Source organism: Parahoeflea olei (genome assembly GCF_001703635.1).
In the GTDB taxonomy this organism is placed as follows: Bacteria; Pseudomonadota; Alphaproteobacteria; order Rhizobiales; family Rhizobiaceae; genus Hoeflea; species Hoeflea olei.
Window position 1 is genome coordinate 218,337 of sequence record NZ_LQZT01000001.1, and the last position, 26,625, is coordinate 244,961.

Annotated in this window: 22 protein-coding genes and 1 pseudogene; 6 read left to right on the forward strand and 17 right to left on the reverse strand. The window is 64.5% G+C overall.

The genetic code is table 11. The annotated features are described in order from the left end of the window. The first annotated feature begins 97 nt into the window (after positions 1 to 97). Positions 98 to 976 (forward strand): DMT family transporter, encoded by an 879-nt coding sequence (locus AWJ14_RS01035; RefSeq protein WP_066173686.1) that lies wholly within the window; start codon positions 98 to 100, stop codon positions 974 to 976. Between the two features lie 33 nt (positions 977 to 1,009). On the opposite strand, the gene AWJ14_RS01040 is transcribed toward AWJ14_RS01035, so the two are convergent. Both AWJ14_RS01040 and AWJ14_RS01045 read right to left on the reverse strand, forming a co-directional pair. Next, entirely contained in the window at positions 1,010 to 1,858 is an 849-nt protein-coding gene (locus tag AWJ14_RS01040; RefSeq protein WP_083219937.1) for a DUF6920 family protein, read from the reverse strand. Between the two features lie 3 nt (positions 1,859 to 1,861). Further along, positions 1,862 to 2,524 carry a TetR/AcrR family transcriptional regulator gene (locus AWJ14_RS01045; RefSeq protein ID WP_171904794.1) on the reverse strand — a complete coding sequence of 221 codons (663 nt, stop codon included), beginning with the start codon at positions 2,522 to 2,524 and terminating at the stop codon, positions 1,862 to 1,864. A gap of 594 nt (positions 2,525 to 3,118) precedes the next feature. Between AWJ14_RS01045 and AWJ14_RS22095 the strand changes: the two genes are divergently transcribed. Both AWJ14_RS22095 and AWJ14_RS01055 read left to right on the forward strand, forming a co-directional pair. After that, positions 3,119 to 4,915: an HNH endonuclease signature motif containing protein gene (locus AWJ14_RS22095; RefSeq protein ID WP_139112490.1), complete on the forward strand. Its 1,797-nt coding sequence runs from the start codon at positions 3,119 to 3,121 to the stop codon at positions 4,913 to 4,915. A 90-nt stretch (positions 4,916 to 5,005) separates the two neighbouring features. Continuing rightward, positions 5,006 to 6,142, forward strand: a pseudogene (locus AWJ14_RS01055) (IS3 family transposase). Positions 6,143 to 6,262: 120 nt separating this feature from the next. Here AWJ14_RS01055 and serA read toward each other — a convergent pair. The 15 genes from serA to ybgC all read right to left on the reverse strand — a co-directional run bounded on the left by serA (position 6,263) and on the right by ybgC (position 23,411). Further along, positions 6,263 to 7,858, reverse strand: coding sequence for a phosphoglycerate dehydrogenase (gene serA / locus AWJ14_RS01060; protein WP_066173698.1), 1,596 nt, complete (start codon positions 7,856 to 7,858; stop codon positions 6,263 to 6,265). Between the two features lie 82 nt (positions 7,859 to 7,940). Continuing rightward, positions 7,941 to 9,116 (reverse strand): phosphoserine transaminase, encoded by a 1,176-nt coding sequence (locus AWJ14_RS01065; protein ID WP_066173701.1) that lies wholly within the window; start codon positions 9,114 to 9,116, stop codon positions 7,941 to 7,943. Between the two features lie 159 nt (positions 9,117 to 9,275). Continuing rightward, positions 9,276 to 10,118 carry an outer membrane protein gene (locus AWJ14_RS01070; RefSeq protein ID WP_066173703.1) on the reverse strand — a complete coding sequence of 281 codons (843 nt, stop codon included), beginning with the start codon at positions 10,116 to 10,118 and terminating at the stop codon, positions 9,276 to 9,278. A gap of 236 nt (positions 10,119 to 10,354) precedes the next feature. Further along, positions 10,355 to 11,215, reverse strand: a complete 861-nt coding sequence (locus tag AWJ14_RS01075; protein WP_066173706.1) for an outer membrane protein — start codon at positions 11,213 to 11,215, stop codon at positions 10,355 to 10,357. A gap of 307 nt (positions 11,216 to 11,522) precedes the next feature. Next, the gene (gene glmM, locus AWJ14_RS01080; protein WP_066173709.1) at positions 11,523 to 12,875 is read right to left on the reverse strand and encodes a phosphoglucosamine mutase; all 1,353 of its coding nucleotides are present in this window, start codon (positions 12,873 to 12,875) and stop codon (positions 11,523 to 11,525) included. Positions 12,876 to 13,048: 173 nt separating this feature from the next. Next, complete coding sequence (gene ftsH, locus AWJ14_RS01085) at positions 13,049 to 14,986, reverse strand: ATP-dependent zinc metalloprotease FtsH (RefSeq protein WP_066173712.1); 1,938 nt, start codon at positions 14,984 to 14,986, stop codon at positions 13,049 to 13,051. A gap of 112 nt (positions 14,987 to 15,098) precedes the next feature. Beyond that, positions 15,099 to 16,490: a tRNA lysidine(34) synthetase TilS gene (gene tilS, locus AWJ14_RS01090; protein ID WP_066173716.1), complete on the reverse strand. Its 1,392-nt coding sequence runs from the start codon at positions 16,488 to 16,490 to the stop codon at positions 15,099 to 15,101. A gap of 19 nt (positions 16,491 to 16,509) precedes the next feature. Then, the gene (ybgF, locus tag AWJ14_RS01095) at positions 16,510 to 17,421 is read right to left on the reverse strand and encodes a tol-pal system protein YbgF (protein WP_066173719.1); all 912 of its coding nucleotides are present in this window, start codon (positions 17,419 to 17,421) and stop codon (positions 16,510 to 16,512) included. Between the two features lie 164 nt (positions 17,422 to 17,585). Further along, positions 17,586 to 18,092, reverse strand: a complete 507-nt coding sequence (pal, locus tag AWJ14_RS01100) for a peptidoglycan-associated lipoprotein Pal (RefSeq protein ID WP_066173723.1) — start codon at positions 18,090 to 18,092, stop codon at positions 17,586 to 17,588. Between the two features lie 166 nt (positions 18,093 to 18,258). After that, positions 18,259 to 19,572 (reverse strand): Tol-Pal system beta propeller repeat protein TolB, encoded by a 1,314-nt coding sequence (gene tolB, locus AWJ14_RS01105; RefSeq protein ID WP_066173726.1) that lies wholly within the window; start codon positions 19,570 to 19,572, stop codon positions 18,259 to 18,261. Positions 19,573 to 19,590: 18 nt separating this feature from the next. Continuing rightward, positions 19,591 to 20,694 (reverse strand): hypothetical protein, encoded by a 1,104-nt coding sequence (locus AWJ14_RS01110; RefSeq protein ID WP_066173729.1) that lies wholly within the window; start codon positions 20,692 to 20,694, stop codon positions 19,591 to 19,593. Between the two features lie 10 nt (positions 20,695 to 20,704). Next, a complete protein-coding gene (gene tolR / locus AWJ14_RS01115) occupies positions 20,705 to 21,157 on the reverse strand; it encodes a protein TolR (protein ID WP_066173732.1) in 453 nt (150 codons plus the stop codon). Between the two features lie 8 nt (positions 21,158 to 21,165). Further along, positions 21,166 to 21,882, reverse strand: a complete 717-nt coding sequence (tolQ, locus tag AWJ14_RS01120) for a protein TolQ (RefSeq protein WP_066173736.1) — start codon at positions 21,880 to 21,882, stop codon at positions 21,166 to 21,168. A gap of 299 nt (positions 21,883 to 22,181) precedes the next feature. Further along, a complete protein-coding gene (map, locus tag AWJ14_RS01125) occupies positions 22,182 to 22,937 on the reverse strand; it encodes a type I methionyl aminopeptidase (protein WP_066173739.1) in 756 nt (251 codons plus the stop codon). A 3-nt stretch (positions 22,938 to 22,940) separates the two neighbouring features. Continuing rightward, positions 22,941 to 23,411, reverse strand: coding sequence for a tol-pal system-associated acyl-CoA thioesterase (gene ybgC / locus AWJ14_RS01130; protein ID WP_066173744.1), 471 nt, complete (start codon positions 23,409 to 23,411; stop codon positions 22,941 to 22,943). Positions 23,412 to 23,536: 125 nt separating this feature from the next. Between ybgC and AWJ14_RS01135 the strand changes: the two genes are divergently transcribed. Genes AWJ14_RS01135 through AWJ14_RS01145 form a run of 3 tightly spaced genes read left to right on the forward strand, consistent with a single transcriptional unit; the run spans position 23,537 to position 26,537 of the window. Next, positions 23,537 to 24,757, forward strand: coding sequence for an NAD-dependent epimerase/dehydratase family protein (locus AWJ14_RS01135; protein WP_066173745.1), 1,221 nt, complete (start codon positions 23,537 to 23,539; stop codon positions 24,755 to 24,757). A 14-nt stretch (positions 24,758 to 24,771) separates the two neighbouring features. Beyond that, positions 24,772 to 25,650 carry a glycosyltransferase gene (locus tag AWJ14_RS01140; protein ID WP_066173748.1) on the forward strand — a complete coding sequence of 293 codons (879 nt, stop codon included), beginning with the start codon at positions 24,772 to 24,774 and terminating at the stop codon, positions 25,648 to 25,650. After that, entirely contained in the window at positions 25,647 to 26,537 is an 891-nt protein-coding gene (locus AWJ14_RS01145) for an NAD-dependent epimerase/dehydratase family protein (RefSeq protein ID WP_066173754.1), read from the forward strand. The genes AWJ14_RS01140 and AWJ14_RS01145 overlap by 4 nt, the downstream gene beginning before the upstream one ends. The last annotated feature ends 88 nt before the right edge of the window (positions 26,538 to 26,625 follow it).

Here is a 26,625-nt window from a genome sequence, read left to right on the forward strand (position 1 = left end):
CCAAACAGGGGGCGGGGTCGCCGGCCACTGCGCCAAAAGGCCGCCCCCTCCCCCAGAAACCGGCCGCACCCGGCCCGCCCCCGACCGGATCCGCATCTTGATCATTCGCGCCTATCTGTTCCTGACTGTGACCACCCTGTGCTGGGGCGCAAACGCGGTGGCGGGCAAGCTCGCGGTGGGCCATATCTCGCCGATGCTTCTGACCTCGCTGCGCTGGGCGATGGCGGTGTCGATCCTCGCCGCCTTCACCGGACCGCAGGTCAAACGCGACTGGCCCGTGATCCGCCGCCACCTGCCGCTGCTGGCAGGCTATGGCATGGTGGGCTTCGCGGGCTTCAACATCCTGCTTTATTCCGCGCTCGGCCACACCACCGCGATCAATGTGGCGATCGAGCAGGCGGGCGTGCCGATGGTGATCTTCCTCGCCAATTTCCTGCTGTTCCGGATCCGCGCGAGCCTTGCGCAGGTGGCGGGCTTCGCCTTCACGCTCGCAGGCGTGGCGCTGACCGCCTCGGGCGGCAGCCTCGCCCGGCTGATCGCGCTTGAGCTCAATCGCGGCGATGCGCTGATGCTGGTCGCGGTGCTGTGCTACGCCGGCTACACGGTAAGCCTGCGCTACAAGCCGGACCTGCACTGGCAATCGATGATCACGGTGATGGCGGCCTCGGCCTTCCTGACCTCGCTGCCGTTCACGGCCTGGGAGATCACGAGCGGCAGCGCCATCCGCCCCGACGCCACCGGCTGGACCGTCGCCGCCTTTACCGCCGTGTTCCCCTCGCTGGTCTCGCAGGTGATGTTCATCAAGGGCAACGAACTGATCGGCTCCAACCGCGCCGGCCTGTTCATCAATCTGGTGCCGATCTTCGGCACGCTGATGTCGGTGCTGATTTTGGGCGAGACGCTGCACCTTTACCACGTGATCGCGCTGGCGCTGGTGCTGGGCGGGATCGGGCTGGCGGAACGGGGGAAGCGGTAGGCGCCGGCATGGCGGCGCCCTCCCCCACTTCCCTCACCCCTCGAAGCTGAGATGCGTGACCTTCCCGCGCCAGAAGGGGCGGACAAGGCCGTCCGGGCCGACGCGGGAGATCTCGAAGCCCATGGGCACCATCACGCCGTCGACCGGCCGGTAGTCGCTGCGCGCGACATGCTCGCCCGAGCCGTGATAGGGCGTGGCGAGATCGCCCGGCTCGGGCGCCTCGAAGGAGGCGAGCGCGCCGGACGCGTCGAACCGCGCGATCAGCCGGGCCTCGTTGCCATGGGCCGAGACAATGGCCATGGCGCTGGCGTCGTCGATCGCCTCCCAGCGCACCGGCCCGCCGGGCAGAAGCGCCATCGGATAGAGCGGGCTCTCGAGCAGCCAGCGCCTGAGCGAAATCACGTCGAGCACGGGATTGCCGTCCTCGTGCATCACCGTGACCGCCGAGACCAGCCGGGCGTTCATCTCCATTTCGCCGTCGATATAGCTGTCCCAGGCGACCGCCCAGAGCGGACCGATGATCGGCGTGACGGCGGAAAACACCATGTCGGGCGCGCCGAGATTGGCGAGCTGGCGGGCGGTGGTGGGGTTGAACGCCTCGGTGAGCGGCCGGCGGAAATCGCCTTCCATCTCCATCGCCACATGGCGCACGCCTTCGGGCACGCCGTCGGGGAAGGCAAAGGCGAAATAGCGCGCGACCGGCGCCGGAAGCCGCGCCATGGCGGCCGCGTCGGGCTGGGCGGCCGGGCGCGCGAGCCGCACCACGCGCTCTTCGAGACGATCGATCTCGCCGCGCGTGCCCTGAACGAAATAGAAGCCGGTTCCGGCGAGCGCGGCAGCGCCAAGCGCAAGACCGAGGGTGAGATGACGCAAGCGCAGCATGGCTTACTCCCTGAAAGTTGGAAAATGCGAGACGAGCAGGCGCATGACGGTGTCGACCGCCTCATGGGCGCGGGCCCAGCGCGCTGCCTCGGGACCGGGCAACTGCCCGTCGAGTGCCATCATGATGGCGCCATGGACGGTGAACCACATCATGTGGGCGATCTCGGCCGCCGCCTCCGCGCCCATCGCGGACGGGCCGGCAGCGCCGAGCCCTGCGGCGAGCGGCGCGATCGCCGCGGCGTCGAGATTGACCTCGGGGTGAGCGGGGGCCTGCCCGTGCCCCTGATCGTGCCCCTTGTCGCCCCCCTTCCCCGCCGGTTTGCCGGCTTCGGGCGCGAAGATCAGCCGGTAGAGCGCGGGGTTGGCGCGGGCGAAATCGACATAGTCATGCCCGCCCGCGGCCAATCGCGCGAGCGGTTCGGCCGAGAGCCCGACAAAACGCCTGCGCTTAGCCTCCATCATCTCGGCGAAGGCGGCGGCCCGGACCTGAGCCAAAAGATCGTCCTTGCTGTCGAAATGGCTGTAGAGCGCCGGCGCGCTGCAGCCGATGCGCCTGGCGATCGCCGAAAGCGACAGCCCCGCCGGGTCCTCACCGAGCTGGATAATCGCCGCCCGGACCGCCTCCCCCCTGATATCGATCGCCTCATCCTTGCGCGGCCGCGCCATCATCGCCCCCACAACTGAATGGCGTTAATTTAATGGAGTTTGGTTATCTTGGCAAGGGGGGATGGGAGGGGGAGTTTTGGGGAGCTGTAGGCGCCAGGGGCAACGTACGGATCGGCCTCGACCGCGCGGCCCTGATTATCTAGATGCGGCCGATCTTGGACACGCTGATGTCTATGTTGATACTCGGCAAAACGCTGCACCTTTATCACGTGGCCGCGGTGGCTCTGGTGGTGGGTGACATAGGGCTGACGGAGCAACGGAGAGCATTTTTTTGGGGGGCATGGGCCCTCGCAAGGTGAGACAGTATTCGATCTCATTTCGGCCATTCCGTTTGATCGTGCAGCTATCTAAGACCAGCCATCGACCCGGCTTTGTGAACCTACTGCCCGTACTCTCAAATGAAAAACCTTGCACCCCAGCGAGATCAAACATCTCCGATAAGGGAGATCAAAGACTGACAGGTCCAAGACGAACTGCTGCATTGAGAATTTCTCAGGAAAAAAATTTACCGAATTTATGTTTCTTCAGCTATTTTGATTGCGCGAAAAATGATATATTTTCAACCAAAGATTTCCAAAGAAGAAAATTACTCTGATGATTAAGCGCAAGAGCATTCCTGAATCCACAAAGCGAGCCATATTCATGCGTTCGCATGGTCGGTGCGAATATCTAAACTGCGGGAAGGTTGTAGCCTCGGTCGAGAATGACTTTAGGATTCGCGTGACGGGGGAGTTTGCGCACATTATCCCAGTTGGCGATGGACCGCGGTCCGAATTCAGAAAGTCTGGCACGGATCCAAATAAAATCGAATTAGACCAACCCCACAATGTCTTGCTATTGTGCCGTGAGCATCATCGAAAAATCGATCACGAGCAGGTGAAAGAGTCAACGCCAGCAGTGCTATTTGCGATGGTCTCACGCCGATACGAGCGCTTGGAAGAGGGTATCACCACCTTCTTTCTCAACAATCCTTTTGGATTTGATTGCAAAGAAATGGCCGAGGACCTAAGAATCGGCCGCATTGTTACACTTTTGAATAGATTCAACCTGGACGGTCCGTCCGCAGGCAGAAAGCATCTGCAAGACGCACGCCGCCTTTTACTTGAAATCGAGCGTAACCCGCACATCCATCTGCCAGTCGAAACCATCGCACTCATAGATTTGGCAATTTCTGCGCGGTTCGCATCAGCGCCCCTCACGAGTGAGTGTTTTTTAAACGAACTAAAATACGCTAAGCGCCGTTTCTGTAACGTAAACAAGGCAGGCAATCTCGTCATTGCAACTCTTCAAATGATGGTATTCGTCAGGGATGAAAACGAAATAATGGACGGCCTGCAGCACCTCTCTATCATCAGAGATTTGCTCTCCCCGATTGACCGGGCAATTAAGGAAATCAGCGACGACGCCGTCGAGGCTGCACTTCTCGGGATCAAGTCGGCGCTCGTCCGCTGGAGAGCTAGGGTAGAGATCAAGAATGCGCGGGCCAACAGCCTCATGGAAGCGAAACGTTGTGCCTCTGCCAGTCTAAAGCTCAGATGGTCATGCCACGGATGGCTGCAGCTTGCTTTGAGCGATTATGCACTTGCCTCTTCACTTTCGAAAGACAGGCGGGCTGAATATAACAAAAAGATTGAATTGGTAGATGAGGCCCTTTGCGACAAAAGACTTGATGACTATCCGGCTGCGATCAAATACCGCCCAAGGTACTTTAGGGAGACGCACCGGTGGGAGGAGGCATTGAGAAGCTTTTGGCTCGCAGCAGATATTGGGCTGGAAGGTGACATGCAGTCTATAGCATACATAGCTGGGGAGGCCGCAGCCTCCTATTTCGCGTATGAAAAATCGGGTCATGATGCAATTGATAAAGCTAACAGTTTTCTTGCCGAATCTATCGGTTCAGGCTTTGACAGTGGTCGCAACATGATTGCATGGGTGTTCACGCGAGCGCTTCTTGATCCATCATGGTTTCGTCAAGAATTCGTCGAAAGGATACGAGGAGAGGATGGTAAAGCTAATCTTGATGCGATTCTAAAGGATATTAGTAGGCGCTACCTCAGTACGGAATGTGGTCGACAAGACGTTCTGTTTGGAGTTAGCGATGTTGAGTTCTGGAATTCAGTGGCCCGGACAATTCAAGTAGCACTTGGTGACCATGAAATGGCTCTAAGGTTCTATGGCATAGCAGAGCGCTACTCTCGTAGAGTTGCTGGAAATTTCGTTACTAGGATGGGGATGGCTCGATCCGCACTTGCGCTGGGGCTAATCTCCGATGCGAAAGCTCGGTGCGGCATGGCGGCGAATGTCGCGCTTGCTAGCCAAATAGGTTTTGTTCACTCTTTACAAGAGCAAATACTTCTAGTCGAACAAAAAATGGGAAACGTTCGTCCCTAGAGTATTAGGCTTACGTGCCTCCCGATTTACGGAGCGTTCTGAGCTCGAATTTTCCAATTATGATCCCACGGACGGGAGAAGGAGAGTTCCATCAAGAAGTCGATGTTTTCGGAGGCGCAGATCGCTTTCATCCTGCGCCAAGCAGATGAGGGTGCACCCGTCACTGAGGTTTGCCGCAAGGCAGGCATCGCCGACGCGAACTTCTACAATTGGCGCAAGCGCTATGGTGGCATGACTCCCTCCGAGGTGAAGCGGATGCGCCAGCTCGAAGACGAGAACAACTGGCTAAAGAAGATCGTTGCCCATCTCACGCTCGACAAGGCCATGTTGCAGGACGTGCTGTCAAATTGAGGCGATGCGGCGCCACCGGTTCGAGCGCATCGCCGAAACTCTGAAGCCTGTTCGCAGCCCCGTCTTGTCGATGAGGTCCGCCAGGACTGGAAGGTTTCGATCCGCCGGGCCTGCTCCTGTCTTCGGATCAATACCTCGCTCTATCACTACAAGTCGAAGCGCTGCGATCAGGCTGCCTTGAAAGCCAGGATCAAGGAGATCGTGGCGACACGGGTTCGTTACGGCTACCGACGTGTCCATGTGTTGCTGCGCCGGGAGGGTTGGCCCGTGAACGCCAAGCGAATTTATCGTCTCTACAAGGAGTTGGGGCTCCAGATACGCAACAAGACGCCGAAGCGGCGGGGCAAGGCGAAGCTGCGTGAAGACCGGACGGAGGCCGTTCACTCCAACGATGTTTGGGCAATGGACTTCGTCCACGACCAGTTGGCAACCGGCCGCAAGATCCGCGTGCTGACTGTCGTCGAGACCTTCTCCCGCTTCTCGCCCGTGGTCGATCCGCGTTTCAGCTACCGGGGCGAGGATGTGGTGGCGACACTGGATCGGGCATGCCGATGTATAGGATACCCAAAGACGATCCGGGTCGATCAGGGATCGGAGTTCATCTCCCGCGATCTTGACTTGTGGGCCTATCAGCGTGGCGTCGAGTTGGACTTCTCACGGCCTGGCAAACCGGCGGACAACGCATTCATCGAGTCGTTCAACGGCAAATTCCGCAGCGAATGTCTCAATGCCCACTGGTTCCTGACGCTTGACGACGCAAGCTCGAAAATGGAGGAATGGCGTAAGGACTACAACACAGTCCGCCCCCGCAGCGCGATCGGCAACAAACCGCCGATATCGCTCATGAAAGGCTCATCGGCGGCATCAACCGGCTGAGCCTGAAACCCCGGAGACTCCGGCCCGGGGCGATCCAAAGACGGGCAGCACTTCACCCAAAAACCGCCCCCCGAAGCATCGCTCCGGGAGGCGGCCAATTCAGGCAGTGAGTGTTCAGCCCTAGTCCACGTTGAACGCCATCGTCTTCGCCTGCTTGATCGCCGGATGCGCGGTCAGCTTGGCGAGCACTTCGTCGCTCACAAGTTCGTCGACATAGAGCAGGGCGATCGCTTCGCCGCCGCCTTTTTCGCGGCCGAGCTGGAAGTTGGCGATGTTGACGCCGGCGTCGCCGAGCGTGGTGCCCATGAAGCCGATCATGCCCGGCACGTCGGTGTTGGTGATGTAGATCATGTGCGCGCCCACCTCGGCATCCATGTTGATGCCCTTGATTTGGATGAAGCGCGGCTTGCCGTCGGAGAACACGGTGCCCGCGACCGAGCGGGTCTGGCGTTCGGTGGTCACCGTCAGTTTGATGTAGCCGTCATAGATGCCGGTCTTGTCGCGCTTGACCTCGGAAAGGATGATGCCCTTTTCCTTGATCATGATCGGGGCCGAGACCATGTTGACGTCGGCCACCTGGCTGCGGATCAGGCCCGCAAGCAGCGCGCTCGTCAGCGCCTTGGTGTTCATGCCGGCGGTCACGCCGTCATAGAGGATCTCGATTTCCTTGATCGCGCTTTCGGTGGCCTGGCCCGCAAACGAGCCGAGCACGTCGGCAAGGCGGATGAAGGGTTTGAGGATCGGGGCTTCTTCCGCCGTGATCGAGGGCATGTTTATGGCATTGGACACCGCGCCCTTGACGAGATAATCGGCCATCTGCTCGGCCACCTGCAGCGCCACGTTTTCCTGCGCTTCCGTGGTGGAGGCGCCCAAATGCGGGGTGCAGACGACGTTGGGCAGGCCGAACAGCGGGCTTTCGGTGGCAGGCTCGGTCTCGAACACGTCGAAGCCGGCGCCGGCGACATGGCCGGATTTGAGCGCCTCGGCCAGCGCCGCCTCGTCGACCAGGCCGCCGCGGGCGCAGTTGATGATGCGCACCCCCTTCTTGGTCTTGGCCAGCGCCTCGGCATTGAGGATGCCGCGGGTCTTGTCGGTCATCGGCACATGCAGGGTGATGAAATCGGCGCGGGCGAGCAGCTCGTCGAGCTCGACCTTGGTCACGCCCATTTCCTCGGCACGCTCCTTGGACAGGAACGGGTCATAGGCGATCACATGCATCTTCAGCCCGATCGCGCGGGCACAGACGATCGATCCGATATTGCCGGCGCCGATCACGCCCAGCACCTTGCCGGTGATCTCGACGCCCATGAATTTCGACTTCTCCCACTTGCCGGCCTGGGTGGAGGCGTCGGCGGCGGGGATCTCGCGGGCGACCGCGAACATCAGCGCGATCGCGTGCTCGGCGGTGGTGATCGAGTTGCCGAAGGGCGTGTTCATGACGATGATGCCGCGGCGGGAGGCGGCAGGAATGTCGACATTGTCGACGCCGATGCCGGCGCGGCCGATGACCTTGAGATTGGTCGCCGCAGCGATCAGCTTTTCGGTTGCCTTGGTCGCCGAGCGGATGGCGAGACCGTCATACTGGCCGATGACTTCGAGGAGCTTGTCCTTGTCCTTGCCGAGCTTGGGCTCGAAATCAACTTCGACGCCGCGATCGCGGAAGATCTGGACGGCGGTTTCGGACAGGGCGTCGGATACGAGTACGCGAGGTGCCATGAGTGGCCTCCTTGGAAAGATGGGATCGATTGGGAAAAACCGGGCCGCGCGGGAAGTCTCCGGCGCGGCCGCCGGCAAAAAGTCAGGCAGCCTGGCTAAGCGCGGCCTTTTCGACCGCGAAGGCCCAGGCGAGCCACGGCGTCAGCGCCTCGAGATCGGCGGTCTCGACGGTGGCGCCGCACCAGATGCGAAGGCCCGCGGGCGCATCGCGATAGGCGCCGATGTCGAGGGCCACGCCTTCCTTGTCAAGCCGCGAGACCAGCGCCTTGGCGAAGGCGGCCTGCGCCTCCGCGGACAGCGCGGTGACCTCCGGGTCGGTGATCGTCAGGCAGACCGAGGTGTTCGAGCGGGTCGCCTCGACCTTCGCCAGATTGGCGATCCAGGCGTTCTCGGCGACGAAGCGGTTGAGAACATCGGCATTGGCATCGGCGCGGGCGATCAGGCCCTTGAGCCCGCCGACCCGTTCGGCCCATTCGAGCGCATCGATATAGTCCTCGACGCAGAGCATCGAGGGCGTGTTGATGGTCTCGCCCACGAAGATGCCCTCGATCAGCTTGCCGCCCTTGGTCATGCGGAAGATCTTCGGCAGCGGCCAGGCCGGCTGGTAGCTTTCGAGCCGCTCGACCGCGCGCGGGGAGAGGATCAGCATGCCATGGCCGCCCTCGCCGCCCAGCACCTTCTGCCAGGAGAAGGTGACGACATCGAGCTTGGCGAAATCGAGATCCTGCGCAAACGCCGCAGAGGTGGCGTCGCAGATCGTCAGGCCCGCGCGGGTCGCGGGAATGAAATCGGCATTCGGCACACGCACGCCCGAGGTGGTGCCGTTCCAGGTGAAGACCACGTCACGGTCGAAATCGATGGTGGAAAGGTCCGGCAGTTCGCCATAGGGCGCGGTGATCTTGCGCACGTCGGCGAGTTTGAGCTGCTTGACCACGTCGGTGATCCAGCCTTCGCCAAAGCTCTCCCAGGCGACCATGTCGACGCCGCGGGCGCCGAGCATCGACCACAGCGCCATCTCCACGGCGCCGGTGTCGGACGCCGGCACGATGCCGATGCGGTAGTCGGCGGGCACGCCGAGCACGCTGCGGGTGAGGTCGATGGCCTGCTTGAGCTTGGATTTTCCGATCTTGGCGCGGTGCGAGCGCCCGAGCGCGGCATCCGCAAGGGCTTCAGGCGTCCAACCGGGACGCTTGGCGCAGGGACCAGAAGAAAAACGGGGATTTGCCGGACGCAGGTCCGGCTTGGCAACAGTCGTCATAAGGCTATCCTTCCAGATAGTGGCCCCTCGTTGGGGAGGGGTGGCCCGCTGACGGCATTAGCTCCGGTCCCCGGCGAAGTCAAGCGGCAGGCTGACGCAGCACGAAAAAGGGGCGGGAAAATCTCCCGCCCCCGATCAGGTCCCGGTCCGGCAGCGCGCCTACCACAGCGAGTAGCGCAGCCCCACCCGGATTTCGTGATTCTCGAAGCCGTTGTCGCCGGCCCGCGCGCCCTGGGCGCCGGCCGTGATGCTGGCCGGGTCGAAGCCGAACTGGTCGCCCTTGCGGATCTTGGAATATTTGTAGCCCACGTCGAGCTTCCAGTCCTTGGCGATGTCGTAGGACATGCCCGCCATCAGCGCATAGGTGAAGCGCCAGCTCTCGCTGCCGGCGCTGACGATGTCGGCCGGCGCCGCGCCGCAGGCGCCTCCGCCGGGCACGCAGCGCTGGTCGCTGTTGAGCGGACCCCAGTTCACCCGGGTCATGCCGGCGCCGGCGCCGACATAGGGCGTGAAGCCGGCAAAGGTGCCGAGGTCGAGATAGGCATTGGCCATCAGCCCGTATTGCTTGAAGCCCTGCGTGTCGGTGGAGGCGCAACTGGTGCCGGGCGCACCGCCGGCGCAAGGCGTGGCCGAAGTGGTGGTGCCGGTGAAATCGCCCTTCGCATAGTCGAAGGTCAGGTCGCCGCGGAAGTAATCGGTGAAATGATAGCCCACGCCGAGCGAGCCGGACCAGTCGCCGTCGAGCATCGCGCTGGTGAACGGCGTCGCGGTGTAGCTGGCCGGCGGCCCGGCCGAGAAGATCGAGTAGCTGGTGGCGCCGCCGCTGCGGTCGACCGAATAGCCGAGGTCGCCGCGCAGATACCAGCCCGAGCCCACTTCCACCGGCTGGGTCATCGGCAGTTCCGGGGCCAGGATGATTTCATCGAGATCCGCAGCCAGCACCGGCGCCGCAAGCCCGGTCAACGCCAAGATCGAGGACGTCACAGCAATTCGCATAAACATGGCCGATTCCCTTTCAGGTGATCCGGGGCCGGCCGGGGCCGCTCCGGATGAGTGTGGAAGCCACTATGACGGCGACAGGTTAAGTCCCGGTTAAGCATGTCCGTTAACCACGATTTCGCGCGCGGCCACCCCTCCCCTGCCCGCGCTCGGCCGCAGCCGGGCCGGAATCGAAAACCGCCCGGACGGGGGTCCGGGCGGTGACAAGGCTGAAAGGCAGGTCGGGGGAAACCCGGGCCCTATTTGTAGACGGCGGGCATCACCGGCGCGGGTTCGATATAGACCTCTTCCGGCTCGCAGCCGCCGAAGGTGTAGCGCAGGCCGCCGCGCACTTCGTGCGACTGGATGTCCTTGTGGAAGCCCTGGTAGCCGTTGCTGGTCAGGCTCTTGAACATCGCGCCGCCGCCGATGTTGCGGTAGCGGTAGCCGACATCGGCCTTGAGATTGCAGGTCAGGTCGACCGAGGCACCGGCCATCAGCGCATAGGTGAAGCGCCAGCCGGCGGCGCCGCCATGGTAATCGGTGCCGGCGCAACCCGAGCCGTCATCGGCGCAGGCGGTGTTGGCCAAGGTGTCCCACTTCACCCGCGTGCCACCGAGACCGCCGCCCACATAGAAGGCGAAACGGCCGTGCTTGTAGAGGTCGACATAGGCGTTGGCGAGCAGGCTGAGCCCCGAGACGCCGGAGAAGTCGCTCGAGGTGCAGGGGCCGGCGCAGACGCCGGCCGCGGCGCCGCCGCCCCGGGTCGAGCCGCGGAAATCGGCCTTGCTGAAATAGTCGAGCGTCACATCGGTGCGCAGGCGGTGGTTGATCTGGTAGCCGACGCCGCCGCCGAACGAGTAGGACGAGCGCAGCTTGGCGGTGGTGAAGGGCGAATAGGTGCCCAGTCCGCCCTGGAAGAACTCCGCGCCGCGAAGCTTGTGCCAGGAATAGCCGGCGTCGCCGCGCAGGTACCAGCCGCCCGCCGCAGCAACGGGCTGCACCACCGGCGGCTCGTAGACCGGCGTGTCGATGATCGGAGGAGGGAGAATGTCGGCGGCCTCGGCGGCTCCGATACCGCCCAGCACCAAGGCCGTGGCAGCCAGGAATATCTTTCTCATGGTAAACTCCATCATCGCGACAGGCCCTGCCGCAGGTTCGGGTGACAAGACACATTTCGGTTCGTCACGGAGAATGGCCGAGAAAGGTTAAAGCCCGCTTAACCACGTCTATTTACCAAGACATCGCCGTCCTGCCCCGATACGGGACGCACGAATACTTGCCGGCGCAAGGTAAGAACTTGCCGCCGGCGCAGGACAAATGGGGATGGAAAACGGGCAGCCGCGCGGTCACCAAAGCACGGCACGGCGCACGGCGGCCGGGACGACCCTGGCCCGCCGGCGCTTCGAGATTGACGCGGGAAAGCGGTCAGGCGGCGTTGCGCACGCCCGAAATCACGCTGATGAGCTGGTCCACCACCGCCTCGATCTGGGTGCGGTCGTCGCCTTCCGCCATGACCCGGATCAGCGGCTCGGTGCCCGAGGGACGGATCACCAGCCGGCCGGAGGGGCCGAGGCTCGACTCGGCTTCGGCGATGGCCGCCTTGACCAGGCCGTCATCGAGCGGCCGGCCGCCCGAATGCCGCACATTCTTGAGCACCTGCGGCACCGGCTCGAACCGGCGGCAGACCTCCGAGACCGGGCGCCCCATGCGCTGCACGCAGGCCATCACCTGCAGCGCCGCGACCAGGCCGTCGCCGGTGGTGGCGAAATCCGACAGCACGATATGGCCCGACTGCTCGCCGCCGACATTGAAGCCGTTGGCGCGCATGTGCTCGACCACATAGCGGTCGCCGACCTGGGTGCGGGCGAGCGACAGGCCGATCGAGCCCAGATGCCGCTCCAGGCCGAGATTGGACATCACCGTGGCGACGATACCGTCGCCCCTGAGCAACTGTTCGGTGGCCCAGGATTCGGCGATCAGCGCCATCAACTGGTCGCCGTCGATGACGGCGCCGGTCTCATCCACGATCAGCACCCGGTCGGCATCGCCGTCGAGCGCGATGCCGATATCGGCGCGCACCTCGTGCACCTTGCGCGACAGCGCCACCGGATGGGTCGAGCCGCAATTGAGATTGATGTTGGTGCCGTTCGGCTCCTCGCCGATCGCCACCACGTCGGCGCCGAGTTCCCACAGGGCGGCGGGCGCGACCTTGTAGCCGGCGCCGTTGGCGCAATCGATCACCACCCGCAGGCCCGACAGCGTGATGTCCTTGGGCAGGGTGCGCTTGGCGAATTCGATGTAGCGGTCGTGCACGCCGTCGATGCGCTTGGCTCGGCCGATCGCCTCCGGGCGCGCGAGCTGGAGCAGGATGTCGTCATCCATCAGCTCCTCGATGCGCTTCTCGAGTTCGTCCGACAGCTTGAAGCCGTCCGGGCCGAACAGCTTGATGCCGTTGTCCTGGTAGGGATTGTGCGAGGCCGAGATCATCACGCCGATATCGGCGCGCAGCGAGCGGGTGAGCATCGCCACCGCCGGCGTCGGGATCGGGCCGAGCAGGAACACGTCGACGCCCGCGGCGGTGAAGCCCGCAACCAGCGCGTTCTCGATCATGTAGCCCGAAAGCCGCGTGTCCTTGCCGATCACCACCCGGTGGCGGTGCTCGCCGTTGCGGAACAGGTTGCCCACGGCAATGCCGACCCGCATCGCCATATCCGGCGTCATCGGCGCCTTGTTCGCCTGGCCACGAATGCCATCCGTGCCAAAATACCGTCTGCTCATATAGCCCCCCGGGACAAATCGGCCGAATTGAGAAGTGATATCCAGCCTAATTCCCTCACTTCAGCTTCAGAATACAATCAGATTTTGTTACAAATGATTGCAATACACAAAAAACAACCGCCTCGCGGCGGTTGTTTTGCGTTTCGTCGATCGCATCGCAGCGACTCGCGCCCTTACTGGGGCTGCGGTTCCATGCCCGGATCGGGCTCGTCGCCCTTCTTGCCAGCACCGCCCTTCTTGGCGCCGGCGGTGGGCACCGCGGTGCCGCGGCTGGGCGGCGTGTCGTCGCCGATGTCGCGTGCGGGCTTCTCGCCGCGGATCAGCGCCTGGATTTCCTCGCCGGTCAGCGTCTCGTATTCGAGCAGGCCCTCGGCAATGGCGATGAAGGCCTTCTTCTTCTTGGTCAGAATGCTCTTGGCTTCTTCATAGGCCTGGTCGATCAGGCGGCGGATTTCGCTGTCGATCTTCTGCGAGGTGGCTTCCGAGACGTTCTTCGACTGCGCCACGGAGTGCCCGAGGAACACTTCCTGCTGGTTCTCGCCATAGGCGACCTGGCCGAGTTCGTCGGAGAAGCCCCATTCGGTCACCATCGCGCGGGCGAGCTTGGTCGCCTGGACGATGTCGGAAGAGGCGCCGGAGGTGATGTTTTCCTTGCCGAAGGTCAGTTCCTCCGCCACGCGGCCGCCCATCATGATGGCGAGACGCGAGATCATCCACTTGTAGCTCATCGAATAGCGGTCGCCTTCGGGCAGCTGCATCACCATGCCGAGCGCACGGCCGCGCGGGATGATGGTGGCCTTGTGCACCGGATCGGCGGCGGCCACATTGAGCGCGACCACGGCATGGCCGGCCTCGTGATAGGCGGTGAGCTTCTTTTCTTCCTGGGTCATAGCGGTGGAGCGGCGCTCGGCCCCCATCATCACCTTGTCCTTGGCGTCCTCGAACTCGGCATGGGTGACGAGCCGCTTGTTGCGGCGCGCGGCCAGAAGTGCAGCCTCGTTGACGAGGTTCATCAGGTCCGCGCCCGAGAAGCCGGGCGTGCCGCGGGCCAGCACCTTGAGATCGACATTCGGCGCCATCGGCACGTTGCGCACATGCACCTTGAGGATCTTCTCGCGGCCGTTGACGTCGGGAAGGGGCACGACCACCTGGCGGTCGAAGCGGCCCGGACGCATCAGCGCCGGATCGAGCACGTCGGGACGGTTGGTGGCGGCGATCAGGATGATGCCCTCATTGGCCTCGAAGCCGTCCATCTCGACCAGCAGCTGGTTGAGCGTCTGCTCGCGCTCGTCATTGCCGCCGCCGAGACCTGCGCCACGATGACGGCCGACCGCATCGATTTCGTCGATGAAGATGATGCAGGGCGCGTTCTTCTTGGCCTGTTCGAACATGTCGCGCACACGGCTTGCGCCGACGCCCACGAACATTTCCACGAAGTCCGAGCCGGAAATGGTGAAGAACGGCACATTGGCTTCGCCGGCGACCGCGCGGGCGGTCAGCGTCTTGCCGGTGCCGGGAGGGCCCACGAGCAGCACGCCGCGCGGGATCTTGCCGCCGAGCCGCTGGAACTTCTGCGGGTCGCGCAGGAACTCGACGATTTCCTCGAGGTCCTGCTTGGCCTCGTCCACGCCCGCCACATCGGCGAAGGTGACGCGGCCATGCGCCTCGGTGAGCAGTTTCGCCTTGGACTTGCCGAAGCCCATCGCGCCGCGCGAACCGCCCTGCATCTGCCGCATGAAGAAGATCCAGACGCCGAGGATCAGCAGGATCGGCAGCCACGAGACCAGATAGCCGACCAGCGTGTTGGAGCTGTCGACTTCCGGGCGGGCGGTGATGGAGACGTTGCGGTCGTTCAAACGCTGGATCAGGCCGGAATCGCCGGGCGAATAGGTCTGAAAGCCGGTGGCGGAATCGTTGTAGTTGCCGGAGATGCGCTCGCCGACAATGGTCACGTCGCGCACACGACCGGCATCGACGTCCTTGAGGAACTGCGAATAGGCGATGTCGCGCCCGGTGGTCCGCTCGCTCGGGCTTTGGAACATGTTGAACAGCGCGATCAGCAGGAGCGCGATGATTGCCCACAGGGCGAAATTGCGGAAATTGGGGTTCATGCTCGTCCTCGGAGATCGTGGCCTGCGGCCACCGGCGCTAAACCGAATGTGGTAACTTGGCTTACAACATAGGAGCCAAGCGGGGCCTTGCCAAGGCTGCGCTTGGCGTTTGTCATCGAAGAGTGACACATCCGGAGGCCGTCGCACGGTCCGAAAACGTCACGGGGGGCGGTGGAAATGTCGCGCAGCCTACCAGTTCGGCCAGTGCCTGCGCGAGCGGCCACTCGTGGACCGGCAGGATCCGCGACGCGCGCCCAGCCAGCCGCCGGCACACGAAACCGCCCGCAACCGCCTCGTCTTCGCGCCATCGCCTGAGCCCCTGTTGCCAATCTTCCGATGAGGTCTGCAACACTCCGCCACAATCCCGGCCAAACAATGGCGGATTCCCGGGCTCCCTGCCAACGCCGACAATCAGGCCCGCATGGCGGTCGAGATTGCGGACCAGGAAGCGGCCATCCCAGACACCGGAACCACCAGGGTCGAGCCGGAGGATGCCGAGCCCCCTGTTTTCGCGCGCGATCACCAGCGCGCCACCGCGGCGGCGCAGCAACGCCCGCCCGAGCGTGAGCGTGTCCGCCGCCCCGGTGCCCTCGCCGATCCAGCCATGCACCGCCGCGCGCAGCGTCGCTTTGCCGCGGCGATCGAGCGGACGCGCGGCACCGCCGCAAAGGTCGATCAGGGCCTCGAGCCCGGCGGTGATCACCGCCGGGCCCGCCTCGCGGGGAAGCCCGATGCGCACCTGCCCGCCGTGCTCCACTTCGGCGGCGGAGCGGATATAGGCGGCCGCGGCGCGGGCGAGCGCGCCACGGGCCGCGGCAATGCCCGCGGCGGCGGCAAGATCCGCCGGATCGGCGGGGCCGGCCTCGAGCGCCGCCCGCACCCGGACCCGTTCGAAGCGCGGGTCGGCATTGGAAGGATCGTCGATCCAGGCGATGCGCCGGGCGCTCAGATGCGCGCGGATCGTCGCCCGGGAAATGTCGAGCAGCGGGCGCAGCACCCACAGGCGGCCGTCGAACAGGGTGGCAGGCGGGATGCCGGCCAGCCCCGCCGCCGCGTCGGACGGGGAGCGGGCGCGGCGCATCGCCAGCGTCTCGCACTGGTCGTCGCGCGTGTGGGCGGTGAGCACCGCGGCAAGCCCGAGCCGGCCGGCGGCAGTGCCGAGCAGCCGGTAGCGCGCGGCCCGCGCGGCGGCCTGGAGCCCGCTGGTCGGCCGCGGCCCGTCCCATCTGAGGGTCTCGTGGCGGAGCCCGAGGCTGCGGCATTGGGCCTTGACCCGGCGCGCCTCTTCGGCGGATGCAGGCCTGAGGCCATGGTCGACGGTGAGCGCGACGAGCCGGCGCGGCGGCAGCAGGGAGGCAAGGGCCGTCAGCAGGCCAAGGGAATCGGATCCGCCCGAGACGGCGACACCGAGCGGGCGGTCATCGTCAAGCGCATGCAGGAAACGGGTAAGACTGCGCTCCAGATCGGGAGGCAAAGGCGGGGCCCGGTCGGCGCCCTCGGGCATCGGGGTCGCCCCCCGGAAACTAGCAGCTGGCCCTGAGCTGCTCTTCGCTGACCTTCGCGCGCACGGCGGCAGAAGCGCCCGGATAGCGGATCAGCACTTCGCGCAGGGTTGCGCAGGCGGTGTCGCGGTTGTCGAGCTTGGCGAGCGACATGCCGAGCTTGAGCAGCGTGTCGGCGCCCTTGTCGGCCTGGGGGTAACGCTTGTGGGCGTCGAGAAAGGTCTGCGCCGAGTCCTGGTAATTGCCCTGCGAATACTGCGCCTCGCCGAGCCAGAACATCGCATCGGCGGCACGTTCGCCCTCCGGAAAGCCGTCGATATACTGGCGGAACACCTGCTCGGCGAGCGCATAGTCGCCCGCCAGCATGTGGTTGTAGCCGGCCTGGTAGATGTCCTCGGGCGCGGTCAGCGACGCCGTCTCTGTGGCGGTGGACGAGCCGTTGGGCTCGATGATGCCACCGATCAGGTCGCCGTTCTGGTTGAACTGGATCGAGCCCAGATCCCGCGGGGGCGCGCCGGTTCCCTGGGTCTCCCCGGAAGCCGACGCGGTGCTGGACGGTTCAACGCCGGAGGGAGCCGCAGCCGGCCCCGCGTCGCCGCGCTGGCTGCCTGTGCCTTTTTCAAGTTCCTGGAAGCGGAACTCGTTGTCCTCCTGCATCTGCCGCATCTGCTCCTGCATCTGCAGCATCTGGAAGCCGAGTTCCTCGATCCGGCCATTGAGCGCACGGACCTGCTCTTCGAGCTGGCCGATGCGGAAAACCGGATCGCCCGACTGCGCGAGCACCACCGGGGCGCGCTCGGGCGCGGACGAGCCGACGGCGGCCGGCGGCACCGGCGTGGCCAGGGTGAAGCCCGAAAGCAGGGGCGCTGCGGTCACGGGAAGCGCGGTCGCGACAAAGGCCGCGGCTGCAAGCAGTGTGGAAATTCGTTTCATCAGCTCACCTCATCATGCGGGCAATGACCCGTATGCCTGGAATATCGCATGGCGCCGTTCCAAATCAACGCACAAACGGGCCAAACTATGGTGACGGCGCCGCCGCACAAAAAAAGAGGGCGACCGCGGGGCCGCCCTCTCGTTCAAATCCAAGGTTCGGACGATCAGCTGCCGGCTCCGCCCAGCACCGTGACGGCGCGGCGGTTCTGCGACCAGCAGGAGATGTCGTCGCAGACCGCGACCGGACGTTCCTTGCCGTAGGAGATGGTCTTGATGCGGTTGGCGGCGATGCCCCGGCTCGACAGGTACTGGCGTGCGGCCGCGGCGCGGCGGGCGCCGAGCGCCAGGTTGTACTCGCGGGTGCCGCGTTCGTCGGCATGGCCTTCGACCGTGATCTGGTAGTTCGGATACTGGTTGAGCCACTGCGCCTGGCGATCGAGCGTCGAGGCGGCATCGGCGCGGATCACCGAGGAGTCGGTATCGAAGAAGATCCGGTCGCCGACATTGACCGTGAAGTCCTGCTGCGAGCCCGGCGTGGCGTTGCCGGCAAGCCCCAGATCGGCGGCATTGTTGGGAAGATTGTTCTTCTTGGAAGCGCAACCGGTAAGCGCCAGCGCGACGAAAAGCGCGACAGTTGCAGGGTTGCGGGCAAGTGCTTGCATGCGGCCCATGGCCGGTCTCCTTGATGGTTTTGGTTGACCGTTTGTAACCCGTCGCGGTTAATCCGCGTTGAACGAAGACGGTTAATGTTTACCTAATTTTCCACTTCCTGTGCCGCGTTTGGACGCAGAATGCGGCGCAAAGACGGCAATATTCGGCCGATTCGAAGGCTTTCGCCTATTCGAGCAGCGGTGACCAGGCAGGGTCGGAAGCATAGGACGGCGTGCTCACCAGCTGCTCGTTGTAGCCCGTCAGGTCGATCGAATAGATCTGCGGACCGCCCGCGCCGGCCGGCTGACGGAAGAACATCAGCACCCGCCCGTTGGGCGCCCAGGTGGGGCCCTCGTTGTGGAAGCCGGTGGTCAGGATCCGCTCGCCGGAGCCATCGGTGCGCATCACCCCGATCGAGAACTTGCCGCCCGACTGCTTGGTGAAGGCGATCAGGTCGCCGCGCGGCGACCAGACCGGCGTCGAATAGGAGCCGTCGCCGAACGAGACGCGGCGCTGGTTGGAGCCGTCGGCATTCATGACATAGAGCTGCTGGCGCCCGCCGCGGTCGCTTTCGAAAACGATCTGGTTGCCGTCCGGCGAGTAGGACGGCGAGGTGTCGATCGCCGCGGTGTTGGTCAGCCGCGTCGTCGCCCGCGACCTCAGGTCCATGGTGTAGATATTGGCGTTGCCGTCCTGCTGGAGGCTCATGATCACCTTCTGCCCGTCGGGCGAGAACCGCGGCGAGAACGTCATGCCCGGGAAATTGCCGACCAGTTCGCGCTGCCCGGTCTCGAGCTGCAACAGGTACACCCGCGGCTGGCCGCCCTCGAACGACATGTAGGTGATCTCCTGGCGCGACGGCGAGAACCGCGGCGTCAGCACGATGTCGTTGGCATTGGTGAGCGTGCGCACATTGGCGCCGTCCTGGTCCATGATGGCGAGCTGCTTCTGGCGCGCGGTCTTGGACCCGCTTTCGGAAACGAACACCACCCGGCTGTCGAAATAGCCCTTCTCGCCGGTCAGCCGCTCATAGATGGCGTCGGCGATGATATGCGCCACGCGGCGCCAGTTCTCGGGGCTGGTGAAAAACTGTTCGCCCGAAAGCTGCTGGTTGGCGAAGGTGTCCCACAGCCGGAACTCGGCGCGCAGCCGCCCGTCGGGTTCGCGCACCAGCCTGCCGGTGACCAGCGCCTGGGCGTTGATCACGCGCCAGTCCTCGAACCGCGGTGCCGCGTCGGGGTTGGAGACCTTCTCGATGAAGGCCGCCTTGTCGATCGGCGCGAACAGGCCCGAGCGTTTCAGGTCCGCGGTGACCACTTCCGAGATCTGCGCACCGAGCGCGTCGGCGGAGACGAAATCGCTGATGGCGATCGGCAGCGGCTCCACATTGGCGCGGTTGATGTCGATTTCGACCAGGGCCCGCGCCGGAGCGGTCGCGGAGACCGCGAACGCAACGGCCATCATCAGGGGCAGGATGACAAGACGGTGGATGGTTTTCATGTTGCAGCCTTTCAGCGCTTAGAACATCTGGCTGGGATCGAAATTGACGACCACCTCAGCCCATGAATCATACTTCTCTTGAGGCAACTGGTAAGGTTGGGATTTGAGAACCGCGCGTCGCGCGCTGCCCGACAGGGTCCGCCGCACCCCTTCCGACCCGCCGGTGGCGACAACGTCGGGCTGGCCGACAATGTTCCCGCTCGGATCGAGCTTCATCGTGACGGTCACCCGCACATCGCCGCCATCGGCCATGCCGGGAATGATGTTCCAGTTTCTCTGGATCTGGCCGCGCAGCGCGTCCATCTCGCTCTGGCTGAGCGTATTGCCGCGCGTGGTGCGGCTTGCGCCCAGCGACGCGGTCTCGGTCGAGCGCTTGGCGCCGCCACCCTTGGCATCCTGCTTGTTAAGCAGGGCCGCGACCTCGTCGGCGTTGAAATCGCTGTCCTTGGTCGAGGCGGTTTCCGCCGCGGCCGCAGGCTTGGCAGGGGCCTTTGCGGTTTCCGTCGCAGCGGTCGGCTTGGCGGGAGCCTTTGCGGTCTCCTTCGGCGGCTCGGGCCGGGCCTGCGGCACGGGACCGACGCTCGGCAGCGCGGCAAAATCCGGCTTGGCCGGCTCGGCTTCGGTGATCGCCTCGGCCACCGGATCGGGCGCGGATTCGGGCGGAAGCGCAGCGACTTCCTCTGGCGCGGGCGCAGGCTCGGCCGGCTTTTCCGGCGCGGGCGCGGGTTCGGCTTCGGCGGCTTGCGGCGGCTCGGGGGCCTTGGGCGCGGGCTCGGGCACCGGAACCGGCTTCTCGGCCGGCTTCGGCGGCGCCTCGGAAACCACTTCCTGCGGGCTCGGCTTCGCCGATTTCGACGATTTCAGGTCGACGGTGTTGTCGCCGGCGTTTTCGGCGTCGGCCACGGGATCGGGCCGCGCGGTGGGGATCGGCGCGGCGATCTCCGCCAGCGGCGCGGTCTTGTCGCCCTGCTGCATCTGGGTGATCTCCTCGATCGGCACGATGGAGACGGGCAACGCCTCCACATCGGCCACCTCGAGCGTCCGCGGCGCGCTGAAGGACGACAGCGCGAAGCCGAGCACCAGAACGTGCAATACCGTCGATGTCGCCAGACTTCCCTTCATCGGCGCGCCGTCAACTGTCCTGTTCCTGCAGCGTCACCAGGCCGAGATTGGTGAAACCGGCGGCGGAAATGCGCGCCATCACCTTCATGACCGTGCCGTAGTCGGCATTGGTGTCGCCACGAACATAGATCCGCTCCTTGTAACCGGTGGTGGCGATGGCCTCGAGCTTGGCCACCACTTCGTCGATCGGGATCTCGGTTTCCTGCAGATAGATCTGGCCCTGCGAATTGACAGAGACGGTGATCGGCTGGGTTTCGGAATTCAAGGCCTTGGCCTGGGTTTCCGGCAGGTCGATCGGCACGCCGACCGTCAGAAGCGGGGCTGCGACCATGAAGATGATCAGAAGCACCAGCATCACGTCGACGAAGGGCGTGACGTTGATTTCGCTCACCAGCTGCTTGCGGTTGCCACGGCGCCCGCGACGTGAACCGCCGCCTCGGCCGCCAGATACGGACATGCCCATGACGTCCCCTATTCCGCAGCCGGACGGGCGCTCAGGCGCTCGTCGATCTGGCGTGAGAGAATGCCGGAGAACTCATCGGTGAAGCCCTCCATGCGCGCCGACAATTTGCCCGCGTCGGCGGAAAACTTGTTGTATGCGATGACGGCGGGAATGGCGGCGAGAAGGCCGATGGCGGTGGCGAGCAGCGCCTCGGCAATACCGGGCGCGACCACCGCGAGATTGGTCGATTTCGAGCCGGCGATCGCCTGGAACGAGGTCATGATGCCGACCACCGTGCCGAACAGGCCGATGAAGGGCGCGGCCGAACCGATGGTGGCGAGCGAACCGAGCCGGGCTTCGAGCGCATCGGCCTCGCGCGCCAGCGTCACGTCCATGGCCTTGTCGATCCGCATCTGCAGCCCGATCGGCGACTTGGCGCCGCGTTCGAAGGATTTCTTCCATTCACGCATCGCCGAGACGAAGATCGCGCTCATGCCGGAGGATTTCCGGTCCGAGAGGGTGCGGTAGAGTTCTTCGAGCGATTGCCCGGACCAGAACACCTGCTCGAACTGGTCGAGCTGGCGCCGGAACTTGGCGAACGAGACCCATTTGTCGGCAACGATCGCCCAGGTCCAGATCGATGCGCCGATCAGGCCCAGCATGACGAGCTTGACCACGAAACCGGCCTGCATGAACAGCGACCAGAGCGTTACCTCGCTGGTTGCCGCAAGTCCAACTTGTTCCATTCCAATATCCCTCGAATCCAAACGCCCGGCGTCACTACCGGGCGGCCAAAACTTCACTGTTGCCGGGAAACCAGAAGTGAGCGACCGCCGCCTTTTCACTTCAATGGTCTTCTCGCGGCCAATTTTGGTCAAAGGATGGCGCATGCGGTCGGCGCAATCCTAACGGTTTCATTCATAAATAATTATGGTTAAGGCTTGGTTAGGATCGCCGAGGCACCGCCCGCCCCGGGCGGCGCGGGCGGATTTTTCCGGTTTTTGCCGGACCGTGAGGGCGGCTTCGCCCCCCCCGGGTCCGGCGTTCAGTCCGGCAAGGTCAGGATGATCGGGCCGGCGCGGGAAGCCACCACCGTATGCTCGAACTGCACCGTGAGCGCCCGCGGATAGCCGTAGAGCGTCCAGTCGTCATCCTCGCCCTCGCTTTCCGCGAATGTCGCGCCGAGCGACAGGAACGGCTCGACGGTGAAGACCTGGCCTTCCTGCATGACGCGCTTTTCGTGCTTGTCGGGCCAGGTGGCGATTTCCGACGGCTCCTCGTGCAGCGACCGGCCGATGCCGTGGCTCGCCAGATTGCGGATCAGCGTGTAGCCGTTCTTGCGCGCAAAGGCGCCGACAGCATCGCCGATCGCGCCATAGCGTGCCCCGGTCTTGACCTGGGACAGCCCCTTCGAGAGCGCCCGCCTGCCGTCGCGCAACAGCCGCTGGGTGCGGGCCGGCACCGGCGCCAGCGCGAAGGAGGCGCCGGTGTCGCCGAAATAGCCGTCCTTCAGCGCCGAGACATCGATATTGACGAGATCGCCGGCGGCGATCACCCGATCGCCGGGCACGCCATGGGCCACTTCCTCGTTGACGGAAATGCAGGTCGCGCCCGGAAACTTGTAGCAGGCCTCGGGCGCAGACTCGGCGCCCTGCCCTTCGAGATGGCGCCGGCCGATCAGGTCGAGCTCGGCCGTGGTCATGCCCGGTTCCATCGCGTCCGCCATGATCCGCACCGTGTTGGCGCAGATGCGGCCGATGGCTTTCAGCTTCTCGAAGTCGTCGTCGGAGGAGATCACCATGGCTCAGTCCCTTTCCGCTTCGCGCGCGGGCGCACCGGCCAGAAACCGCTCGAGCAGCGCATCTGGCAGGCGCCGGGCGCGGCCGAAGCCGTTGATCACCGCGACCGTGACGGCCGCTTCCGCCAGCACATCGTCGCCCCTCAGGATCATCTGCTTGAGCTGCATGCGCGCGCCGCGCACCTCCGCCGGCCGGGTCGAGATCGTCAGCACGTCGTCCATGCGCGCGGGCGAGCGGAAATCGATCTCCATGTGCCGGACCACGAAGGCCACCTGCTCGGCCGGATCGCTCGCGGCATGCAGCACCCCCTGCGACACGCCCAGAAGCCGGATGTAATCGGTGCGGCCGCGCTCGAAGAAATGCAGATAGCGCGCGTGGTAGACGAAGCCCGAAAAATCCGTGTCCTCATAGTAAACCCTCTGGGTCAGCAGGTGGCCGCCCGCGTCGAGCCGACCCGCCAGCATGTCATCCGTCATGTCCGGTTCCGTTCAATTTTTCTGTATCACCCGTCCGCGTCCCGGAGCGGGAATTGAGACAATCGTCATTCTGTCATAAAACTGATCTATCAGAATGCAAACAGGGCTGGCACAGGAGACTGAGAATGAAGATTGCAATCATGGGCGGCGACGGCTTCGTCGGCTGGCCGACCTCGCTGCACCTGTCCAATGCCGGCCACGAGGTGCACATCATCGACAATCTGTCGCGCCGCTGGATCGACACCGAACTCGGCGTGCAGTCGCTGACACCGATGGATTCGATCCAGGAGCGCACCCGCATCTGGCATGCCGAGACCGGCCGCAAGATCCGCTTTCACCTGATCGACCTCGCCAAGGACTACGAGCTTCTGAAGAACTGGCTCGCCGAACACCGCCCGGACGCCATCGTCCACTTCGCCGAGCAGCGCGCCGCGCCCTATTCGATGAAGACGGACCGGCACAAGAACTACACCGTCAACAACAATGTGAATGCCACGCACAACCTGCTCAACGCCATGGTGGAGCTCGATCTCGACGCGCATCTGGTGCATCTGGGCACGATGGGCGTCTACGGCTATTCGACGGTGGGCGCGGCGATCCCGGAAGGGTATCTGCCGGTCGGCATTAAGACCATGGACGGCGAGACCGCGAGCCAGGAGATCCTGTACCCGTCCAATCCCGGCTCGATCTACCACATGACCAAGTGCCTGGATCAGCTGCTGTTCCAGTTCTACGCCAAGAACGACGCCTTGCGCATCACCGACCTGCACCAGGGGATCGTCTGGGGCACCCACACCGACCAGACCCGCCGGCATCCGCAACTCGTCAACCGCTTCGACTATGACGGCGACTACGGCACCGTTCTGAACCGCTTCCTGATCCAGGCGGCGATCGGCTATCCGCTCACGGTGCATGGCAGCGGCGGCCAGACCCGCGCCTTCATCCACATCCAGGATTCGGTGCGCTGCATCGAGATCGCGCTCAACAATCCGCCGGCGCGCGGCGACCGCGTCGAGATCTTCAACCAGATGACCGAGACCCACCGGGTGCGCGATCTGGCGAAGCTGATCTCCTCGATGACCGGCGCCGAGATCGCCTGGCTGCCGAACCCGCGCAAGGAAGCCGCCGAGAACGACCTGGTGGTGCGCAACGAAAAATTCCTCGGCCTCGGGCTCGAGCCGACCACGCTCAAGGAAGGCCTGCTCGAGGAAGTGGTCGACGTGGCGAAGAAGTTCGCCTACCGCGTCGACCGAAGCCGCGTGCCCGCGGTGTCGGCCTGGACCAAGGACATCGCCGGCAAGATCAACCGCGATCCGGAAGGCAAGTCGCTCAAGTCGGTCTCGTGAACGGGCAGGCTCCCATGAGCGAGGGCCTGAGCGCCGACCGGCCGGCGGCGTCGCGCCACGCCTATGTGACGCTGGTGACCAATGCCGACTATGCGCTGGGCGCCACGGCGCTGGCGCGCTCGCTCAGGCTTACCGGCACGCAAGCCGACATCGTGGTGCTGCACACCGGCGGGGTGGAGACCGACAGGCTCGCCCCGCTCGCCGGTCTTGGCTGCCGGCTGGTGGCGACCGAGCTGCTCGCCACCTCCGACGGCTTCAACGCGCGCCACGCGAAACGGGAGATCCACGGCAAGAACCCCTTCACCAAGGGACGCAAACCGGACTTCCATTCGCCGCTCGACAATTTCTGCAAGCTCCGGCTCTGGCAGATGACCGACTACGAGACGTGCGTGTTCATCGACGCCGACGCGATCGTGCTGCGCACTATCGACCGGCTGTTCGCCTATCCGGAATTCGCGGCAGCCCCCAATGTCTATGAGAGCCTCGAGGACTTCAAGCGGCTGAACTCCGGCGTGTTCGTGGCCAAGCCCTCGCTTGCGACCTTCGAGGCGATGATGGCCCGGCTCGACGCGCCCGACGCCTTCTGGCGGCGCACCGACCAGACCTTCCTCGAAACCGGCCTGCCTGCCCGCCGGCGAAAGCACGGCCTGCCGAGCTATATGAACATGCTGCAATATGTGTGGTTCAACCTGCCGGAGCTGTGGGACTGGAAACAGATCGGCGTGCTGCACTACCAGTACGAAAAGCCCTGGGAGCAGGACCACCCAAAGGCGGAGCGGCTCAAGCCGCTGATCGATCTCTGGCAGGCCTATCTGACCGGAGACAATATTCCCGACATTGCCGCCCTGCCCGGCCCGTCGCCGCATCCCCGCGCCGGATCCGGGGCGGCATGAGAGCGCTGGTCTCCGGCGGCACCGGTCAGGTCGGTTGCTTCATTGTCGAGGATCTTTTGAGCCAGGGCCACCAGGTGACGATAGGCGGCAGGACGGCGCCGCCGGCGGAGCTGTTCTCCCGCCCCGTCGAGCATACCCCGATGACGCTCGATCCCGGCCGCGAGCAGGCCGGCGCCTTTGACGCCATCGACTGGTTCATCCATGGCGCGTTCGACCATCTGCCGGGGAAATACCGCGGCGGCGAAGGCGACGATCCGGAAGGGTTTCGCGCGCGCAATCTCGAGGGAAGCGTGCGCCTGTTCGAAACCGCCCGTGCGGCCGGTGTCGGACGCTGCGTGTTCCTGTCGAGCCGCGCCGTCTACGGCCCCCAGCCCGGCAGCGCCCTGGTGAGCGAGACGGCACAGCCGCAGCCCGACACCCTCTACGGCACGGTCAAGCTCGAGGCCGAACGCGCCCTGGCGGCGATGGCGGGGCCGGGTTTCGTCACCGCCAGCTTGAGAATCACCGGCGTCTATGGCGCCGCCCGCCCCGGCCAGCCGCACAAATGGCAGCAGCTTTTCTCGGACTATCTGTCGGGACGCCCCATCAAGCCGCGCGCCGGCACCGAAGTGCATGGCGGCGATGTGGCTTGCGCGGTACGGATGATGCTGGACCTCGACCCGGACGCCGTGACCGGGATGGCCTTCAACGTCTCGGACCTGCTGCTCGACCGCCACGACCTGCTTGCGGTGCTGCGCGAGATCTCCGGCTGCCGGCATCCGCTGCCCGCGCCGGTGGCCGACACGGCGTCATGGCAGATGGACACGCGCCGGCTGCGGGCGCTTGGATGGTCGCCGGGCGGCAGGCCGTTGCTGGCCAAGGCCGTCCGGGCGATGTATCGCGGCTAATGCCTGTCGCGTTCAAATGTATTCATTTGAACGACAACGACATGCATTCATTCAAGGTTTTACAGCGTCCTTTGCGCATCCGAACGGA

What these genes read in the sequence shown, in the direction of transcription:
- AWJ14_RS01040 (WP_083219937.1), bottom strand. Translation starts at nt 1,858, where the DNA reads ATGCTGCGCTTGCGTCATCTCACCCTCGGTCTTGCGCTTGGCGCTGCC.
- AWJ14_RS01045 (WP_171904794.1), bottom strand. Translation starts at nt 2,524, where the DNA reads ATGGCGCGGCCGCGCAAGGATGAGGCGATCGATATCAGGGGGGAGGCG.
- AWJ14_RS22095 (WP_139112490.1), top strand. Translation starts at nt 3,119, where the DNA reads ATGATTAAGCGCAAGAGCATTCCTGAATCCACAAAGCGAGCCATATTC.
- serA (WP_066173698.1), bottom strand. Translation starts at nt 7,858, where the DNA reads ATGGCACCTCGCGTACTCGTATCCGACGCCCTGTCCGAAACCGCCGTC.
- AWJ14_RS01065 (WP_066173701.1), bottom strand. Translation starts at nt 9,116, where the DNA reads ATGACGACTGTTGCCAAGCCGGACCTGCGTCCGGCAAATCCCCGTTTT.
- AWJ14_RS01070 (WP_066173703.1), bottom strand. Translation starts at nt 10,118, where the DNA reads ATGTTTATGCGAATTGCTGTGACGTCCTCGATCTTGGCGTTGACCGGG.
- AWJ14_RS01075 (WP_066173706.1), bottom strand. Translation starts at nt 11,215, where the DNA reads ATGAGAAAGATATTCCTGGCTGCCACGGCCTTGGTGCTGGGCGGTATC.
- glmM (WP_066173709.1), bottom strand. Translation starts at nt 12,875, where the DNA reads ATGAGCAGACGGTATTTTGGCACGGATGGCATTCGTGGCCAGGCGAAC.
- ftsH (WP_066173712.1), bottom strand. Translation starts at nt 14,986, where the DNA reads ATGAACCCCAATTTCCGCAATTTCGCCCTGTGGGCAATCATCGCGCTC.
- tilS (WP_066173716.1), bottom strand. Translation starts at nt 16,490, where the DNA reads ATGCCCGAGGGCGCCGACCGGGCCCCGCCTTTGCCTCCCGATCTGGAG.
- ybgF (WP_066173719.1), bottom strand. Translation starts at nt 17,421, where the DNA reads ATGAAACGAATTTCCACACTGCTTGCAGCCGCGGCCTTTGTCGCGACC.
- pal (WP_066173723.1), bottom strand. Translation starts at nt 18,092, where the DNA reads ATGGGCCGCATGCAAGCACTTGCCCGCAACCCTGCAACTGTCGCGCTT.
- tolB (WP_066173726.1), bottom strand. Translation starts at nt 19,572, where the DNA reads ATGAAAACCATCCACCGTCTTGTCATCCTGCCCCTGATGATGGCCGTT.
- AWJ14_RS01110 (WP_066173729.1), bottom strand. Translation starts at nt 20,694, where the DNA reads ATGAAGGGAAGTCTGGCGACATCGACGGTATTGCACGTTCTGGTGCTC.
- tolR (WP_066173732.1), bottom strand. Translation starts at nt 21,157, where the DNA reads ATGGGCATGTCCGTATCTGGCGGCCGAGGCGGCGGTTCACGTCGCGGG.
- tolQ (WP_066173736.1), bottom strand. Translation starts at nt 21,882, where the DNA reads ATGGAACAAGTTGGACTTGCGGCAACCAGCGAGGTAACGCTCTGGTCG.
- map (WP_066173739.1), bottom strand. Translation starts at nt 22,937, where the DNA reads ATGGTGATCTCCTCCGACGACGACTTCGAGAAGCTGAAAGCCATCGGC.
- ybgC (WP_066173744.1), bottom strand. Translation starts at nt 23,411, where the DNA reads ATGACGGATGACATGCTGGCGGGTCGGCTCGACGCGGGCGGCCACCTG.
- AWJ14_RS01135 (WP_066173745.1), top strand. Translation starts at nt 23,537, where the DNA reads ATGAAGATTGCAATCATGGGCGGCGACGGCTTCGTCGGCTGGCCGACC.
- AWJ14_RS01140 (WP_066173748.1), top strand. Translation starts at nt 24,772, where the DNA reads ATGAGCGAGGGCCTGAGCGCCGACCGGCCGGCGGCGTCGCGCCACGCC.
- AWJ14_RS01145 (WP_066173754.1), top strand. Translation starts at nt 25,647, where the DNA reads ATGAGAGCGCTGGTCTCCGGCGGCACCGGTCAGGTCGGTTGCTTCATT.